General features: G+C 55.0%; 15 protein-coding genes. 10 read left to right on the top strand and 5 right to left on the bottom strand.

What is annotated here, in order from left to right:
• The first annotated feature begins 470 nt into the window (after positions 1 to 470).
• From tauA to tauD, 4 genes are read left to right on the top strand one after another with little or no spacing between them, the layout of a single operon-like run.
• Positions 471 to 1,433, top strand: a complete 963-nt coding sequence (tauA, locus tag AC07RN_RS05485) for a taurine ABC transporter substrate-binding protein (protein ID WP_478335778.1) — start codon at positions 471 to 473, stop codon at positions 1,431 to 1,433.
• A gap of 10 nt (positions 1,434 to 1,443) precedes the next feature.
• On the top strand, positions 1,444 to 2,211 hold the full coding sequence (tauB, locus tag AC07RN_RS05480; protein WP_478335777.1) for a taurine ABC transporter ATP-binding subunit: 768 nt from the start codon (positions 1,444 to 1,446) through the stop codon (positions 2,209 to 2,211).
• Entirely contained in the window at positions 2,208 to 3,035 is an 828-nt protein-coding gene (gene tauC, locus AC07RN_RS05475; RefSeq protein ID WP_235134824.1) for a taurine ABC transporter permease TauC, read from the top strand. The genes tauB and tauC overlap by 4 nt, the downstream gene beginning before the upstream one ends.
• The gene (gene tauD / locus AC07RN_RS05470; RefSeq protein ID WP_478335776.1) at positions 3,032 to 3,883 is read left to right on the top strand and encodes a taurine dioxygenase; all 852 of its coding nucleotides are present in this window, start codon (positions 3,032 to 3,034) and stop codon (positions 3,881 to 3,883) included. The genes tauC and tauD overlap by 4 nt, the downstream gene beginning before the upstream one ends.
• A gap of 744 nt (positions 3,884 to 4,627) precedes the next feature.
• Here the strand turns inward: tauD and olsF are convergent.
• The 3 genes from olsF to ampH all read right to left on the bottom strand — a co-directional run bounded on the left by olsF (position 4,628) and on the right by ampH (position 8,865).
• Positions 4,628 to 6,334: a bifunctional ornithine lipid synthase OlsF gene (gene olsF / locus AC07RN_RS05465; RefSeq protein WP_478335775.1), complete on the bottom strand. Its 1,707-nt coding sequence runs from the start codon at positions 6,332 to 6,334 to the stop codon at positions 4,628 to 4,630.
• A gap of 122 nt (positions 6,335 to 6,456) precedes the next feature.
• Positions 6,457 to 7,431, bottom strand: a complete 975-nt coding sequence (gene hemB / locus AC07RN_RS05460) for a porphobilinogen synthase (RefSeq protein WP_012016248.1) — start codon at positions 7,429 to 7,431, stop codon at positions 6,457 to 6,459.
• Between the two features lie 267 nt (positions 7,432 to 7,698).
• Positions 7,699 to 8,865 (bottom strand): D-alanyl-D-alanine-carboxypeptidase/endopeptidase AmpH, encoded by a 1,167-nt coding sequence (gene ampH / locus AC07RN_RS05455; RefSeq protein WP_012016249.1) that lies wholly within the window; start codon positions 8,863 to 8,865, stop codon positions 7,699 to 7,701.
• Positions 8,866 to 9,059: 194 nt separating this feature from the next.
• Here ampH and AC07RN_RS05450 point away from each other — a divergent pair, with 194 nt between their 5' ends.
• From AC07RN_RS05450 to AC07RN_RS05440, 3 genes are all read left to right on the top strand, one after another.
• On the top strand, positions 9,060 to 9,593 hold the full coding sequence (locus tag AC07RN_RS05450) for an isochorismatase family protein (RefSeq protein ID WP_478335774.1): 534 nt from the start codon (positions 9,060 to 9,062) through the stop codon (positions 9,591 to 9,593).
• Positions 9,594 to 9,692: 99 nt separating this feature from the next.
• On the top strand, positions 9,693 to 10,913 hold the full coding sequence (gene sbmA / locus AC07RN_RS05445; protein ID WP_478335773.1) for a peptide antibiotic transporter SbmA: 1,221 nt from the start codon (positions 9,693 to 9,695) through the stop codon (positions 10,911 to 10,913).
• A 14-nt stretch (positions 10,914 to 10,927) separates the two neighbouring features.
• Positions 10,928 to 12,028 (top strand): DUF1615 domain-containing protein, encoded by a 1,101-nt coding sequence (locus AC07RN_RS05440; protein WP_478335772.1) that lies wholly within the window; start codon positions 10,928 to 10,930, stop codon positions 12,026 to 12,028.
• Here AC07RN_RS05440 and AC07RN_RS05435 read toward each other — a convergent pair.
• Positions 12,017 to 12,337, bottom strand: a complete 321-nt coding sequence (locus AC07RN_RS05435; RefSeq protein ID WP_478335771.1) for a DUF2755 family protein — start codon at positions 12,335 to 12,337, stop codon at positions 12,017 to 12,019. The two genes, AC07RN_RS05440 and AC07RN_RS05435, sit on opposite strands and share 12 nt — an antisense overlap.
• Before the next feature lie 248 nt (positions 12,338 to 12,585).
• Here AC07RN_RS05435 and AC07RN_RS05430 point away from each other — a divergent pair, with 248 nt between their 5' ends.
• Entirely contained in the window at positions 12,586 to 12,822 is a 237-nt protein-coding gene (locus AC07RN_RS05430) for a DUF2754 domain-containing protein (RefSeq protein WP_012016254.1), read from the top strand.
• Here the strand turns inward: AC07RN_RS05430 and ddlA are convergent.
• Positions 12,819 to 13,919, bottom strand: coding sequence for a D-alanine--D-alanine ligase (gene ddlA, locus AC07RN_RS05425; protein ID WP_478335770.1), 1,101 nt, complete (start codon positions 13,917 to 13,919; stop codon positions 12,819 to 12,821). The two genes, AC07RN_RS05430 and ddlA, sit on opposite strands and share 4 nt — an antisense overlap.
• A gap of 103 nt (positions 13,920 to 14,022) precedes the next feature.
• On the opposite strand from ddlA, the gene AC07RN_RS05420 reads away from it, so the two are divergent.
• A complete protein-coding gene (locus tag AC07RN_RS05420; protein WP_478335769.1) occupies positions 14,023 to 14,706 on the top strand; it encodes an extensin-like domain-containing protein in 684 nt (227 codons plus the stop codon).
• A gap of 169 nt (positions 14,707 to 14,875) precedes the next feature.
• Complete coding sequence (locus AC07RN_RS05415; protein WP_478335768.1) at positions 14,876 to 16,090, top strand: multidrug efflux MFS transporter; 1,215 nt, start codon at positions 14,876 to 14,878, stop codon at positions 16,088 to 16,090.
• Positions 16,091 to 16,234: the final 144 nt, after the last annotated feature.

Genomic DNA, 16,234 nt, shown 5'->3' with positions numbered 1-16,234 from the left:
TCCGGGCCGATTAAGTCAAAAAGTGTTACCTATGTGACCGGTCAGATCTGTAACCCATGTGACCGGTTCATACATCGCCGCCCCCTTAACAATCCCGGCTCCCGGCAAGAAAATCGCCGCTTCGCGGTGCCTTCGTCTTATTCCCTTCGGCTTTCCGGGACGGGCGCTGTAACGTCCCTGTAAATGCGCCCTCGCCGCGCATCCATGCGCGTCGCCCCGGCCTGCGGAAAACGACTCAGCGATTTACAGCCGGACCAGGGTAGCGCGGCAAGATTGTTATCCTTCTGAATGTCCGTGTCGCGGTGATAGCGAATAACAAAAATCCCTAAGCGCCAGACCCCACAAAATTCACTATCCTTTGCCGTTTTTTTTCTAAAAACCTTTCGGCATTAACGATGCTTTTTTATTCCTTTATCAAAATTCTCGCGCCGGAAATACTGCACCCATAACAAAAGAGGGGAGCAGACACCATGGCAATTTCATCGCGTATCACACTACTCGGCGCTCTGGCGCTGTGGGCATTTCAGGCGCAGGCGGTTGATGTCACCGTCGCGTATCAAACTTCCGCGGAACCGGCAAAAGTCGCTCAGGCGGATGGGACGTTTGCGAAAGAAAGCGGCGCGAAAGTGGACTGGCGTAAGTTCGACAGCGGCGCAAGCATTGTGCGGGCATTGGCGTCCGGCGATGTGCAGATCGGGAATCTCGGCTCCAGCCCGCTGGCGGTTGCTGCGAGCCAGCAAGTGCCCATTGAAGTGTTTCTTCTTGCCTCGCAGCTCGGGAATTCCGAAGCGCTGGTGGTGAAGAAAGGGATCACCAAACCCGAAGATTTGATCGGCAAACGTATCGCCGTGCCGTTTATCTCTACCACCCACTACAGCCTGCTGGCGGCGCTCAAACACTGGGGTATCAAGCCGGGTCAGGTGGAAATCCTTAACCTGCAACCGCCTGCGATAATTGCAGCCTGGCAGCGTGGAGATATTGATGGCGCGTATGTCTGGGCACCGGCGGTGAACGCGCTGGAAAAAGACGGCACGGTGCTGACCGATTCCGAAAAAGTGGCAGAGTGGGGCGCGCCAACGCTCGACGTGTGGGTGGTGCGTAAAGACTTTGCCGAGAAGCATCCTGAGGTGGTGGAAGCCTTTGCGAAAAGCGCCATCGACGCGCAACAGCCCTACATTGCTAATCCTGATGAATGGCTGAAACAGCCCGCCAATCTGGAAAAACTCTCGCGTCTCAGCGGCGTGCCAGAAGCGGATGTGCCGGGTCTGGTCAAGGGCAATACCTATCTGACGCCCGCGCAGCAGGTCCAGCAGCTTTCTGGTCCGGTGAATAAAGCGATTATCGACACCGCCGGGTTCCTGAAAGAGCAGGGCAAAGTGCCTGCGGTGGCGGCGGATTATAGCCAGTTCGTGACCGATCGCTTTGTGAAATAAGGGGATCGCGATGCTGAATATTACAAACCTGTCCGCCAGCTACGGCGGGAAACCCGCGCTGGACGATATCAATCTGACGCTGGAGAGCGGCGAGCTGCTGGTGGTGCTGGGGCCATCCGGTTGCGGCAAAACCACGCTGCTGAATCTGATTGCCGGGTTTGTACCTTATCAGCACGGGACTATTCAGTTGGAAGGGCAACGCGTGGACGGCCCGGGCGCGGAGCGCGGCGTGGTCTTTCAGAGCGAAGGGCTGTTGCCCTGGCGCAACGTGCAGGAAAACGTGGCCTTTGGCCTGCAACTGGCAGGAATACCCCGCGAACAGCGGTTAGACACCGCGCGTCAGATGCTTAAAAAAGTGGGTCTCGAAGGGGCGGGAAAACGCTTTATCTGGCAGTTGTCCGGCGGTCAGCGTCAGCGTGTGGGCATTGCTCGCGCGCTGGCGGCTAATCCACAGTTGTTGCTTCTGGACGAACCTTTTGGCGCGCTGGATGCCTTCACCCGCGAGCAGATGCAAACTTTGCTGCTGCGCCTGTGGCACGACACCGGCAAGCAGGTGTTGCTGATTACCCATGATATTGAAGAAGCGGTGTTTATGGCGACCGAACTGGTGCTGCTGTCGCCAGGGCCGGGGCGCGTACTGGAACGTTTACCGCTGGATTTTGCACGACGCTACGTCGCGGGAGAACCGGTGCGCAGCATCAAATCGGATCCGCAGTTTATTGCCCAGCGCGAATATGTGCTGAGCCGCGTGTTTGAGCAGCGGGAGGCCTTCTCATGAGCATCGTATTTAGCGAAAAGCGGGCAGGAAAACGCATCACTTTGCGCTGGCCGTTTTCCCGTCAAATCACCTTAAGCACGCTCACTTTGCTGGTGCTGTTAGCCATCTGGTGGGCAGTGGCCGCGAAGCAGTGGGTGAGCCCGCTGTTCTTGCCGCCGCCGGGACAGGTGCTGGCGAAACTCATCAGTATCGCCGGGCCGCAGGGCTTTATGGATGCGACGCTCTGGCAGCATCTTGCGGCAAGTCTGGGTCGTATTCTGGTGGCGCTGCTGGCGGCGGTGGTTTTAGGGATCCCAGTGGGTATCGCGATGGGGTTAAGCCCAACGGTGCGCGGGATTCTCGACCCGCTGATTGAGCTGTATCGCCCGGTGCCGCCGCTGGCCTATTTGCCGCTGATGGTGATTTGGTTTGGCATCGGTGAAACGTCGAAGATTTTGCTTATCTATCTGGCGATTTTTGCCCCTGTCGCCATGTCGGCGGTCGCCGGAGTAAAAAGTGCACAGCAGGTGCGTTTGCGCGCTGCCCAGTCGCTGGGAGCGAGTCGCGCTCAGGTGCTGTGGTTTGTGATTTTACCCGGCGCGTTGCCGGAAATTTTAACCGGCTTGCGCATTGGTTTGGGCGTGGGCTGGTCGACGCTGGTGGCAGCGGAGCTTATCGCCGCCACGCGCGGGCTCGGTTTTATGGTGCAGTCGGCGGGTGAGTTTTTGGCAACCGACGTGGTATTGGCAGGGATCATGGTGATCGCCGTGATTGCCTTTGGTTTAGAACTGGGGCTGCGCGCGTTACAGCGCCGCCTGACGCCCTGGCATGGAGAAATACAATGAGTGAACGTCTGACCATTACCCCGCTGGGGCCGCATATCGGCGCGCAAATTTCGGGTCTCGACGTGGCCCGCCCGCTGAGCGATAACCAGTTCGAGCAACTCTATCACGCGGTTTTGCGCCATCAGGTGGTGTTTCTGCGTGAGCAGGTGGTGACGGCTCAGCAGCAGCGCGCGCTAGCGTTGCGTTTCGGCGATCTGCACATTCACCCGGTGTATCCGCATGCGGAAGGGGTGGAAGAAATCATCGTGCTGGACACCCACAACGATAACCCGCCGGACAATGACAACTGGCACACCGATGTGACGTTTATTGAGACGCCGCCCGCAGGGGCGATTCTGGCGGCAAAACAGCTGCCTGAAAGCGGGGGCGATACGTTATGGACCAGCGGTGTTGCGGCGTTTAACGCACTTTCTGAGCCGTTTAAGCAGTTACTGAGTGGCCTGCGCGCAGAGCACGATTTCAGAAAATCGTTCCAGGAATACAAATACCGTAAAACGGAAGAAGAGCATCAGCGCTGGCTGGAGGCGGTAGCGAAACATCCGCCGCTGCTGCATCCGGTGATCCGCACGCATCCCGTGACGGGTAAGCAGGCGCTGTTTGTGAACGAAGGATTCACAACGCGCATTGTTGACGTGAGCGAGAAAGAGAGCGAAACGCTCTTAACGTTTCTGTTTGCGCACATCACCAAACCGGAGTTCCAGGTGCGCTGGCGCTGGCAGCAAAACGATCTGGCGATCTGGGATAACCGTGTGACACAGCACTACGCCAACGCCGATTATCTGCCGCAGCGCAGGATTATGGAGCGCGCCACAATTCTGGGGGATAAGCCGTTTTATCGGGCGGGGTGAGGGGAATATGCGGCTCTGTAGGCCGTTCCGTTCACTTCATGTTCCAAGTTTCTCTTTGGCTACGGCACGTGTGAACGTGCCAGGGCGGCTCAATCGCCACCGCCCTGGCGACCCGGGCTCCCGGCAAGAAAATCGTCGCTTTGCGATGCCTTCGTCTTTTTTCTTACGGCTTTTCGGGGACGGGCGCAGGTAACGTCCCTGTAAATGCGCCCTCGCCGCGCATCCATGCGCGTCGCCCCGGCCTCAGAAAACGACTCAGCGATTTACAGCCGGACCAAGGGCAGCGCTTTAATCCCGAAATTCTGATGGGCAAATTCTGTGCTGATATATTGGATATGACGTGTGCCGGTTCAGGTATGGCAGATGAACTGAGTGCGTAAGATGAACGGAACAAACTACCGAACCAACTGTTCCCCCTCACCCCAACCCTCTCCCTAAATGGAGAGGGAGCAAACCAGAGCCGCCTGCTCTCCCTCACCCCAACCCTCTCCCTAATGGAGAGGGAGAAAGCCAGAGCTGCCTGCTCTCCCTCACCCCAACCCTCTCCCTAATGGAGAGGGAGAAAGCAAGAGCCGCCTGTTCCCCCTCACCCCAACCCTCTCCCTAATGGAGAGGGAGAAAGCCAGAGCTGCCTGCTCCCCCTCTCCCCGGCCCTCTCCCTAAATGGAGAGAGAGAAAATCAGAGCTGCCTGTTCCCCCTCACCCTAACCCTCTCCCTAATGGAGAGGGAGAAAAGCGGCCCCGTTATCCCTCAGAGTGCACACCAATATACCGCTGATAGCGATGTGCTTTCAGATAACACAAGTCCACCAGCACCAGCCCATCCACGCAGTTGTTGAACGCTGGATCGCTGCCGAAATCGATAAACTGCACGCCACCCGGTTCGCAGAGCTCGGAATACTGTTTATAGAGCGGTGGAATGCCGCAGCCCAGATTGCCGAGCAGGGATTTGAGCTTTGTCAGGTCGTCGACGTAATCCTGACCGTCAAACTGAGCGAGCACGTCGGGCAATGACGCGGGATACGGCTGGCGCGACACGGCTAACGGATGATTCGCCGGAAACCACAGACGGTAAAACGCCACCAGCAGATCGCGTGCGGCGGGGGGCAGTCCGCCTGAAATCGAAACCGGGCCGAACAGGTAGCGATACTGCGGGTAACGCGCCAGATAAGCGCCAATCCCTGACCACAAATAATCCAGGCCACGGCGGCCCCAGTAGCGCGGCTGGATAAAGCTGCGGCCAAGCTCGATCCCGTGTTCCAGTACGTCTTCCATTTTGTCGTCATACTGGAACAAGCTGAAACTGTACAACCCGCCCAGCCCCCGATCTTCGACCTGTTTTGCCGTGGGCATAAAACGATATGCGCCGACGATCTCCAGATCGTCGTTGTCCCACAGAATCAAATGCAGGTAATCGTCGTCATAGCTGTCGGTGTCCCGACGCTTTCCGCTGCCTTCGTCCACGGCGCGGAAGGAGATTTCGCGCAACCGTCCCAGCTCGCGCAAAATCGGGGCATCTTCCTGCCCGTTGCGCTGCCACAGGTAAATCGATTTGCCGTCGCTGGTGGTGCCGAGGCATTCGGCGCGCATCAGTTCGCGCTTAAGCGTTGCCCGGTCTTCCGGGCGCGCAATCGCGCACTGCGTTTTGAACATCCCCGGCAGCCCTTTACCAAGACGCATGACATGCTGGCGGCACTGCTCGGCCATTTCACGGGGTGAATGCGTGGCGCTGAACCAGTGGCTCCAGGCAATCTGCTGACCGATTTTGATCGGCAATCGACTGTGCTGACGGCGGAACATCTGCTGCATGAGCAGCAGCATTGACAGCGTAGGGGATACCAGCGTGCTGGCGTAAAACAGCAGGCTGTTGTGCGCCTGAATGTGCATGGGCAGCAGCGGCACACGCAGTTTGTTCGCCAGTTTGATAAAGCCCGAGTGCCATTTTTTATCGCGAATACCTGTGCGCGTTGGGCGCGAGACTTCGCCAGCGGGGAAGAAAATCAGTACGCCCGCGTTTTGCAGGTGCTGTTCCATTTGCAGCAGCGAGGATTTCGCGGTTTTACCGCCCATGTTATCCACCGGGATAAACAGCGAAGTCAGCGGTTCGAGGTGCGATAACAGACGATTGGTCACCACTTTGACATCGCGGCGAACGCGCGACACGGCGTACATCAGCGCCAGACCATCCAGCGTGCCGGTGGGGTGGTTAGCGATAATGACCAGCGGGCCATGTTCAGGGATTTGTTCGAGGTCGTGAGCGGGGATGGTGCAGATAATATCGAGGTGTTCAAGAACCTGTTCCACCATATCCAGCCCTTTCAGGTGGCGGTGGGTTGCGGCGAACTGCTGGAACTCTTCTTCGTGGAATAACCGTTTTAACAGACTTTTTTGCCAGGGTGCAGGCCTCGCCTGAGGCCAAAGATCATCAAGAACGCTATCGAGACTAAACATGAGGGTTTCTCCTACCGTCTTGCCGAGACAGTAGAAGGGCGAGATGTCGTTTGTATTGCAGTTGGGTGAAGTTTTGTGAGGGGGGGCGATTCCCCTCCCCGTTCAGGAGAGGGGGGAGCGCGTTAACGCAGGATTTTTTTCTCAGCCAGATCGAGTGCGAAGTAGCTGAAGATCAGATCTGCGCCTGCGCGTTTAATCGCGCCAAGACTTTCCAGAACGACTTTCTCTTCGTCAATCGCCCCGGCCTGCGCGGCGAATTTGATCATCGCGTATTCGCCGCTTACCTGGTAGGCACCCAGCGGCAGAGTGGTGCGCTCGCGGATATCGCGCAGAATATCCAGATATGCGCCCGCCGGTTTGACCATCAGGCAATCTGCGCCTTGCGCTTCGTCGAGCAGGGATTCGCGGATCGCTTCGCGGCGGTTGAGCGGGTTCATCTGATAGGTTTTACGATCGCCCTTCAGCGACGTGCCTGCAGCTTCACGGAACGGGCCGTAGAAGGAGGAGGCGAATTTGGTGGAGTAGGACATGATGGCGGTATCGGTGAAACCCGCTGCGTCCAGCGCCTGACGGATTGCCTGCACCTGACCATCCATTGCGGCGGAAGGCGCAATAAAATCCGCCCCGGCAGCCGCAGCCACGACCGCCTGTTTGCCCAGGTTCAGCAAGGTTGCATCGTTATCGACGCCGTGATCGCACAAGACACCGCAGTGACCGTGTGAGGTGTATTCGCAGAAGCAGGTATCGGACATGACGATCATTTCCGGCACCGTCTCTTTGCAGATACGGGACATGCGCGCGACCAGACCATTTTCTTTCATCGCATCGCTGCCGGTGGCGTCGGTGTGGTGCGAGATGCCGAAAGTCATCACCGAGCGGATCCCCGCGTTGGCAATGCGTTCGATTTCACGCGCCAGATGCTTTTCGGGGATGCGCATCACGCCTGGCATCGCCTCGATGGCTTTGTAGTCATCGATCTCTTCTTCGACAAAAATCGGCAACACCAGATCGTTTAAGGTCAGTGTTGTCTCTTCAAACATAGCGCGCAACGCAGGGGATTGGCGTAGGCGACGGGGACGTGCAATTAAATCGGTCATAATATGCCTGATGTCTGGAGAACAATGCGGGTTAGTGTACTCGAAATGCCTGCAGGCTGTTTTACGAAAGTGGTTCTTTTAGCGTCAGGCATTCGCGATGAATGCGCCGTCAAATGTTGACGAAATGTGTGGGTGTGCGCCCGCGCGTTTGATGCAGTGCGCCATGTTTTGAACGGCATCGGGCGGTGTGGCGGCTGGATTCTGGCAGGAAGATGAACCGGGGAAAACGGGTCAACACTAACCGTTTTACCCCGGCGTACTAAACGATCAAGAGGCGGGGATCACTTTCGCCTTATTCTCGCTCAGTTCAGCGACCAAATTATTAATCCCGTCGCTCATATTGGTGAAACGGGTATTCGGCGATCGGGTCACGACCACGAATGCCCCGACATTGGACTGCGGGATCATCGCCATGTAGGTAATGAATCCGCCGCCGCCACCCGTTTTCTGAATAATGCCAGGGCGGCCATCTTTTGGTGCCATGTACACCCAGCCCAGGCCAAGCGCATCGGCTTTACCCGGCACGTCCATACCGATAACGCGGGTCAGCTGGTTGCGTTTGTAGATGAGCGTTTGCATGCGGTCAGCCTGATTGCTGCGCGCGTGGAAATCAGACGACAGGAACTGCTGCATCCAGCGCATCATATCGCCAGGCGTGGAGTAAACGCCGCCGCTGCCGATGGCTGCGAGGGTGTTGTTACACGGGCTGGCCCCTTTTTCCGCCACCATCAGGCGTTTGCACTGATCCGGTGACGGCGTAAAAGTGGTGTCCTTCATGCCCAGCGGACGGGTGATGTTGTCTTCAAACAGCTGCGGATAGGGCTTGCCGGATGCTGTGGCTAACGCATCGGCGAGTAAATCAAATGCCAGGTTTGAATAGGCCGCCTGTGCGCCCGGCGCGGTTTTCAGCGTCGCTGTCGTCAGGTAGGTCCAGCGCTGTTCGCGCGTGGGCCAGACGAAAACAGGACGATGCGCTGCACCGCCTGGCTGCTCACGCGGCAGCGCGCTGGTATGCGTTGCCAGATTCACCAGAGAAATAGGTGTGCCCTGATATGTCGGGACGCGGTAACCCGGCGGAGCATATTTGCTTAAGGGATCGTTGAGTTTTACCACGCCTTGATCGAGCAGTTTCACCAGCATTTCGCTGGTCATCAGCTTCGTTAACGATGCAATGCGGATCACGGAATCCAGCTGCGGATGGACATTGTTACCCGGTCGCGTTTCGCCAAAGCTGCGGAAAACGCGCTGGTTGCCGTCAATCACGACCATTGCCATGCCGGTGGCACCGCTGCCGTAATAAATCAGATTGGCGTAACGATCCGCAATGTCGGAGGCAAAAACGGGGGCCGTGATCGGCTGAGCAGCCTGAACTGTGGAGAGGCTTACCGCACACAGCGCGGCAATGGAAAACAGACAACGTTTCAACGAAAGCATCCATGAAGTGAATGAAGAAAGTAATGCGTATTTATACTACTAAACGGCACGGCGCAATGGGCCGAATAGCATAACGATAGCGGGAAAAACGTAACCACGAGTAAATATGAACATTTTCGTTGCACGCATTCTCCAATTTTGTGACATCAGGCTTATGATAAGCGTAGGTGCGGCTCAATTTGCGGAGAACGTTGATGGTTAAAAAGCGTGTGGTAATGGTTGTCGATATGCAGCAAGGAGTTTTCGAAACGCCCCGTATTCAACGCGAAGCCTGCGTGTCGCGGATTAACCAGCTTGTTCAGGCCGCCGATACGGTGATTTTTATTCAGCATACCGAAGTGGGTGGGCTGGAAGAGGGGAGCGAAGGGTTTGCCCTGTTGCCGGAAATCGATCAGCCGTCCGGCGCATTCTATGTGACTAAAACCGCCTGCGATGCGTTTTATCACACCCCGCTTGATGCTCTGCTGCGCGAACAGGACATCACGCATTTTGTGATTTGCGGGTGTGCAACCGACTATTGCGTCGATACCACGCTTAAAAATGGCGTTAGCAGGGGATATCACATTACCGCCGCGGAGGATGCCCATACCACGGCCAATCGCCCGGCCGCGCAGGCGCACATCCTGATTCAGCACTATAACGACGTCTGGCGTACGTTGACGGCACCGGACAACCCACCGACCGTGAAACCCACAGAAACAATTCTGGACGACTGGAAAGCGAACTAACCCCTAAAGCCCTGGTCTATTTTTTGCACGAGCCGGTGAGCGGCTCGTGGAAGTCATGTGTCGTGCATAGCAATGAGATAACAACAAGAAGGAAATCCTATGTTTAAGTCTTTTTTCCCAAAGCCGGGACCGTTTTTTCTTTCGGCCTTTATTTGGGCACTGATCGCAGTCATTTTCTGGCAGGCGGGCGGTGGGGCATGGCTTGAGCGCCTGGTTGGGGCGACGGGCGATGTCCCTATCAGCGCCGCACGTTTTTGGTCGCGGAGCTATCTGCTGTTTTATGCCTATTACGCCCTGTGCGTCGGCCTGTTCACCCTGTTTTGGTTTACCTATTCCCCGCATCGCTGGCAAAAATGGTCCGTTTTAGGTACGGCGCTGATTATTTTTGTCACCTGGTTTTTGGTGGAAGTTAGCGTGGCCATAAATGCATGGTACGCGCCATTCTATGACCTCATCCAAAAAGCTCTCAGCGCGCCTCACAAGGTGACGATTGGAGAATTTTATAGTGGGCTGAATATTTTTCTCGGTATTGCACTGATTGCTGTAACCGTAGCCGTATTGAATAACTTTTTCGTGAGTCACTATGTTTTTCGTTGGCGAACTGCCATGAACGAATATTACATGGATAACTGGCAAAGATTGCGTCATATCGAAGGTGCTTCTCAGCGTGTTCAGGAAGATACCATGCGCTTTGCTTCGACTGTTGAGGATATGGGTGTCAGTTTTCTCAATGCGGTTATGAAACTGATCGCGTTTCTGCCGATACTTGTCGCGCTATCGGCACATGTGCCTGAGCTTCCTGTGGTGGGTCATCTTCCATATGGTTTAGTGTTCGCCGCACTCATATGGTCCATTATGGGAACGGGGTTGTTAGCTGTCGTAGGGATAAAGTTACCTGGTTTACAGTTTAAGAATCAGCGTGTTGAGGCGGCATATCGTAAAGAACTTGTCTATGGTGAAGATGATCCCACGCGTGCAACGCCTCCAACCGTCCAAGAATTGTTCAAGCATGTTCGTTTTAACTATTTCAAGCTCTACTTCCATTACATGTATTTTAATATCGCGCGAATTCTGTATTTACAGGTGGATACGGTTTTCGGTTTAGTCTTGCTCTTTCCATCGATCGTGGCAGGGACTATTACGCTGGGGCTGATGACTCAGATAACAAATGTATTTGAGCAGGTTAGAACTTCTTTCCAGTATTTAATTAATTCGTGGACTACGCTTGTCGAGCTGATGTCTATCTATAAGCGTTTGCGCAGCTTTGAGCGCGAGCTGGACGGGCAGGATTTGCAGGAAGTCACACATACATTAGGTTAAAACAGGGAATCGCTATGCCATTTGCCGTATCACGAACGTTACCTTTATCGCTGCTCGCCGCCCTGGTGCTGGCGGGATGCGCCGAAAAGGGCGCGGCACCGCTGAAAAAGGGTGAAAAGCCGGTTGATGTGGCAAGCGTGGTGCGGCAAAAAATGCCGGCCAGCGTGAAAGACCGTGACGATTGGGCGATCGTGCTGGCGAAAACCTTCGAGAGTCAAAAAATTGCGCCGACCGTGGAGAATATCTGCTCGGTGCTGGCGGTGGCGCAGCAGGAATCGATGTATCAGTCCGATCCCGCGGTTCCCGGGCTGAACAAAATTGCCTGGAAAGAGATCGACCGACGTGCCGAAAAAATGCACGTCCCGGTGTTCCTGGTGCATACGGCGCTCAAAATCACCTCGCCAAACGGCAAAAGCTACAGCGAGCGGCTGGATACGGTGAAAACAGAGAAACAGCTCAGCGCCATTTTTGATGACTTTATCAATACGGTGCCGATGGGGCAGACGCTGTTTGGATCGCTCAATCCCGTGCATACCGGCGGGCCGATGCAGGTCAGCATTGATTTTGCAGAGAAACACACCAACGGTTATCCGTGGAAAATCGACGGCACGGTGCGCCAGGAAGTGTTCTCCCTGCGCGGCGGACTGTGGTTTGGCACCTATCATCTGCTGAATTATCCGGTTAATTACAGCGAGCCGCTTTACCGTTTTGCCGATTTCAACGCGGGATGGTATGCGAGCCGCAACGCTGCATTCCAGAATGCGGTGAGCCGCGCAACAGGAACAAAACTGGCGCTGGATGGCGATCTGATTGCTTATGGCAGCAGCGAAGCAGGAACCACGGAGCTCGCGGTGCGCAAGCTGGCAATAAAGCTGGATATGACCAACAGCGAGATCCGCCATCAGCTGGAAAAAGGCGACAGTCTGGCGTTTGAGAAAACGGATCTCTACCAGCAGGTTTATAAGCTTGCGGAACAGAAAAGCGGCAAAGCGTTACCGCGAGAACTACTGCCTGGCATTCAGCTTGAAAGCCCAAAAATCACCCGCAATCTCACCACGGCGTGGTTTGCAAAACGGGTCGATGACCGTCGGGCTCGCTGTATGTCACTCAACTAAACGGGATGCGTGGTAACGCCGCCAGCGCAGGACCAACCCAACCACACCGAGAATGACGCATCCAATCAGGAACGGAATCACACCGAAAATGGTGCTGACGCCTAAACCAATATCGACGCGCGGTCGACCGGTGTCCTGAACTTGCATCAGGTGTTCATAAACGCCTGGTGCGTGCACCAGAATGTTCAGAAGTTGGGAACCCGCCCAGAAGCAGAACAGCACAAACAGGGCATAAGCGATATTACCCGGCGCGGAGGTTTTGGAACGCTTGCTGCCAAAAATCGGCTTCGCCAGTGTAAAGTCTGCCATATAAACCTCCCGATATAGATTCTGGCCGAGTGCCAGTCGTACAAGGTGAGTTTGACAGGTCATAACATTTGTCAATATCAGAATCGTGGTAATTTACGCTCAGGATTCCTCCTGGATTGTCGATTTCTGCATCACATCACAGTTTTTTAACTTAACGTAAATTTGCCCGTGTTTAAGAATTTCCGCATCCGCCACAGACCGCATCACGAAACTGTGAGAGGATGTCTTTTTATCCTGCCGGAGTTGCCATGAAGCTGTCTGACAAACTACGCCGTGACTGGCATTACTATGCCTTTGCGATTGGGCTGATTTTTATTCTTAACGGTGTGATTGGGCTGCTTGGGTTTGAAGCAAAAGGCTGGCAAACCTATGCGCTGGGGCTGGTGACGTGGGTGATTTGTTTCTGGCTGGCAGGGTTAATTATCCGCCGTCGGCCTGAAGACACGACGACGGAAAACGCAGAGCGTTCTGAGAAAGCGGATTAACCGTTTACTGAGCTTTTCAGGGCGCTGTCGGCGGTGTGTCGCTCCAGCGCCAGTTCGATAAGACGCGTAATTAACTCTGGATAGCTTATCCCGCTGGCCTGCCAAAGTTTTGGATACATGCTGATGTTGGTGAAGCCTGGCAGCGTGTTGATTTCGTTAATAATAACTTCATTTTCTGCCGTCAGGAAAACATCGACTCGCGCCATACCGCCGCAGCCGAGCGCCTGATACGCGTCGATGGCGATCGCGCGGATCTTGTCGTTAATTTCAGGATCCAAAACTGCCGGCACCACGACCTGAGCGCCTTTATCATCAATATATTTGGTGTCGTAAGAGTAGAAATCACTGTTCAACACCACTTCACCGCAGGTGCTGGCCTGTGGGAAATCGTTGCCTAAAACGGCGCATTCGATTTCGCGACCTTTAATGCCTTGTTCAACCACCACTTTATGATCGAATTCAAACGCCAGGCGCACTGCGTCTGCGAATTGTGCTTCGCTGGTCACTTTACTGACGCCAACGGATGAACCCTGGTTGGCGGGTTTCACAAACAATGGCAGGCCAAGCTGGGCCGTGATCTGGGCGAAACTGTGCTTGTCGCGGTTGGCGCGGGTCAGGGTCACAAACGGCGCAATGTTCAGACCGGCGTCACGCAGCAAGCGCTTGGTGACATCTTTATCCATGCAGGCGGCGGAGCCGAGCACGTCTGAGCCGACAAACGGCAGGTTAGCCATGCGCAGCATCCCTTGCATGGAGCCATCTTCGCCCAACGTGCCGTGAACAATCGGGAAAATGACATCAATCTGCGCCAACGTTTGGGCATTGCCCGCGTTGATCAGCTGGCCGTGGATGACGCCAGGCACGGTCGCCACGCTGATTTCTGAAGGATTGAGCGCGATATGCGCCGGGTCGTCTGCATTCAGCAGATACTGGCTGGCATCGTTAACATGCCATTGGCCTTGCTTATCAATGCCCAGCAGGACCACGTCAAAGCGGCTTTTATCAATCGCATCCACGATATTTTTAGCCGATTGCAGCGACACTTCGTGTTCTGCTGATTTTCCCCCAAAGACAATTCCTACCCGCTGCTTCGCCATCTCACACTCTTCCAGTCTGTCTCAAAGCCTATAACATACCACATGCCCTGTGGGATTCGCCGCCTTCTGCCATAATGTTTTGACGCATAAAAGAGGAGAAAATGTGAGAGGGAAAAGTCTGTTTGTCTGCGCGATTATTGTGGGTGCTGCCGTAGTGGGTTATCGCTGGCTACCGTCATATTACAATCCTTTTACGCCCCTTCAGCTCGACGACAAGCCTGGCAAGGTAACCCAGTTTAAACTGCGTCGCCTGTCGCCCGAGGCCTGTACGACTCTGCTGGCAGAGGCGAATCAAAAGCAGTGGATCCAGACTCAGTCGATGGCCGATAGTGCGGGGGACTGTCCGCTGACTGACGTGGTGCGCGTGCGAAATTTTGGCCCGGTGACGCTGAGCAGCAGTTTTATCGCCAGTTGCCCGCTGGCGTTGAGCTCTGCGCTGTTTGTACAGCAGCAGGCGCGCCCGCTGACCCAATCGATGATGGGCAGCGAACTCAAACGCATCGACCATCTGGGCAGCTTTGCCTGCCGCAATATTTATCATCGCCCCGATGCGCGTCGCAGCGAACACGCCAGTGCGGAAGCGCTCGATATCAGCGCGTTTCAGCTCTCTGATGGGCAGCGGGTGACGGTGCTGCGCGGCTGGCGCGAAGACAAAACGCAGCCCTGGCTTCAAGCGCTGTTAAGTGCCAGCTGCGATTATTATGGCAATGGTTTAGGCCCGGAATATAACGCCGCGCACGCCAACCATTTCCATCTGGGAATGCGCGGGTTTGGCCTGTGCCGTTAAAGCATAAATCACCAGCATAAAGTGGATAAAATGTGACTTATTTCACAAATATGATGACTGGGGAGATAAAACACCAAAGTCATCGGCATCGCATCTCTGGTGCCATGTGACATAACGTAACTTGCTAATCTATCGGCGAATTCGCCTAAAAATGAAGATACCGCCTGTTATGGAATCCTGGAAAGTAAACCTCATCTCCGTCTGGTTTGGCTGCTTTTTTACCGGCCTCGCCATCAGCCAGATTTTGCCGTTCCTGCCGCTGTATGTCTCGCAGCTCGGTGTCTCGTCGCACGAGGCGCTGTCGATGTGGTCCGGTCTGACGTTCAGCATCACTTTCCTGGTTTCAGCAATTGTTTCGCCCATGTGGGGCAGCCTGGCGGATCGTAAAGGGCGCAAACTGATGCTGCTGCGCGCCTCGCTGGGGATGGCGATCGCCATTCTGCTTCAGGCTTACGCAACCAACGTCTGGCAGCTGTTTTTGCTGCGCGGGCTGATGGGGCTGACATCCGGCTATATTCCTAACGCGATGGCGCTGGTGGCGTCGCAAGTTCCGCGCGAGCGCAGCGGGTGGGCGATCAGTACGCTTTCCACCGCGCAGATTAGCGGCGTGATTGGCGGCCCACTGATGGGGGGTTTTTTGGCTGACCACGTCGGTCTGCGTGCCGTGTTTTTCATCACCGCGCTGCTGCTGATGGTGAGTTTTCTGGTCACCTTTTTCCTGATCAAAGAGGGCGTGCGCCCTACGATCAGCAAAGCCGGACGTCTGAGCGGTAAAGCCGTTTTCGCCACGCTTCCTTATCCTGGGCTGATGATTAGCCTGTTTGTCACCACGATGGTGATTCAGCTTTGTAACGGGTCGATTGGGCCGATTTTGACGCTGTTCATTAAATCGATGGCCCCGGACAGCAACAATATTGCGTTTCTGAGCGGCATGATCGCCGCCGTGCCCGGTGTTTCTGCGCTGATGTCTGCACCAAAATTGGGCAAGCTGGGCGATCGGATCGGCACGGCACGGATATTAATGGCGACGCTTATTTTTGCCGTCGTGCTGTTTTTCGCGATGTCATTTGTCACGTCACCTCTCCAGCTTGGCGTTTTGCGTTTTCTGCTGGGATTTGCCGACGGTGCCATGCTCCCGGCGGTACAAACGCTGCTGGTGAAGTACTCCAGCGATCAGGTAACCGGCCGGATCTTTGGGTATAACCAGTCATTTATGTATCTGGGAAATGTCATTGGCCCACTGATTGGCGCATCTGTCTCGGCGATGGCCGGATTCCGCTGGGTGTTTGCCGCCACGGCGGTGGTCGTTTTACTCAATATTATTCAGCTCGCCATTGCCTTACGGCGTCGACGTCAAAAAGCCGCAAGTGCAGGAGCCCGATAATCCCGATAATAATGAAGCCACAATATATTATGTATTTAAGAGTGGCTAAATTTTATGAATAAAAATGAGGCATTAAATTTCTACTCTTCATAAGCAGTGTAATCAGTTTTTATAATAGCAAAACGTTTCGCTCGGGCTAAATCA

The sequence above is a fragment of the Lelliottia sp. GFLA7 genome (assembly GCF_056490165.1).
This window is presented reverse-complemented; position numbering and strand designations above follow the sequence as displayed.

Excerpts from the sequence above, each read along its gene's own strand:
- tauA (WP_478335778.1), top strand. The coding sequence starts at position 471 with ATGGCAATTTCATCGCGTATCACACTACTCGGCGCTCTGGCGCTGTGG.
- tauB (WP_478335777.1), top strand. The coding sequence starts at position 1,444 with ATGCTGAATATTACAAACCTGTCCGCCAGCTACGGCGGGAAACCCGCG.
- tauC (WP_235134824.1), top strand. The coding sequence starts at position 2,208 with ATGAGCATCGTATTTAGCGAAAAGCGGGCAGGAAAACGCATCACTTTG.
- tauD (WP_478335776.1), top strand. The coding sequence starts at position 3,032 with ATGAGTGAACGTCTGACCATTACCCCGCTGGGGCCGCATATCGGCGCG.
- olsF (WP_478335775.1), bottom strand. The coding sequence starts at position 6,334 with ATGTTTAGTCTCGATAGCGTTCTTGATGATCTTTGGCCTCAGGCGAGG.
- hemB (WP_012016248.1), bottom strand. The coding sequence starts at position 7,431 with ATGACCGATTTAATTGCACGTCCCCGTCGCCTACGCCAATCCCCTGCG.
- ampH (WP_012016249.1), bottom strand. The coding sequence starts at position 8,865 with ATGCTTTCGTTGAAACGTTGTCTGTTTTCCATTGCCGCGCTGTGTGCG.
- AC07RN_RS05450 (WP_478335774.1), top strand. The coding sequence starts at position 9,060 with ATGGTTAAAAAGCGTGTGGTAATGGTTGTCGATATGCAGCAAGGAGTT.
- sbmA (WP_478335773.1), top strand. The coding sequence starts at position 9,693 with ATGTTTAAGTCTTTTTTCCCAAAGCCGGGACCGTTTTTTCTTTCGGCC.
- AC07RN_RS05440 (WP_478335772.1), top strand. The coding sequence starts at position 10,928 with ATGCCATTTGCCGTATCACGAACGTTACCTTTATCGCTGCTCGCCGCC.
- AC07RN_RS05435 (WP_478335771.1), bottom strand. The coding sequence starts at position 12,337 with ATGGCAGACTTTACACTGGCGAAGCCGATTTTTGGCAGCAAGCGTTCC.
- AC07RN_RS05430 (WP_012016254.1), top strand. The coding sequence starts at position 12,586 with ATGAAGCTGTCTGACAAACTACGCCGTGACTGGCATTACTATGCCTTT.
- ddlA (WP_478335770.1), bottom strand. The coding sequence starts at position 13,919 with ATGGCGAAGCAGCGGGTAGGAATTGTCTTTGGGGGAAAATCAGCAGAA.
- AC07RN_RS05415 (WP_478335768.1), top strand. The coding sequence starts at position 14,876 with ATGGAATCCTGGAAAGTAAACCTCATCTCCGTCTGGTTTGGCTGCTTT.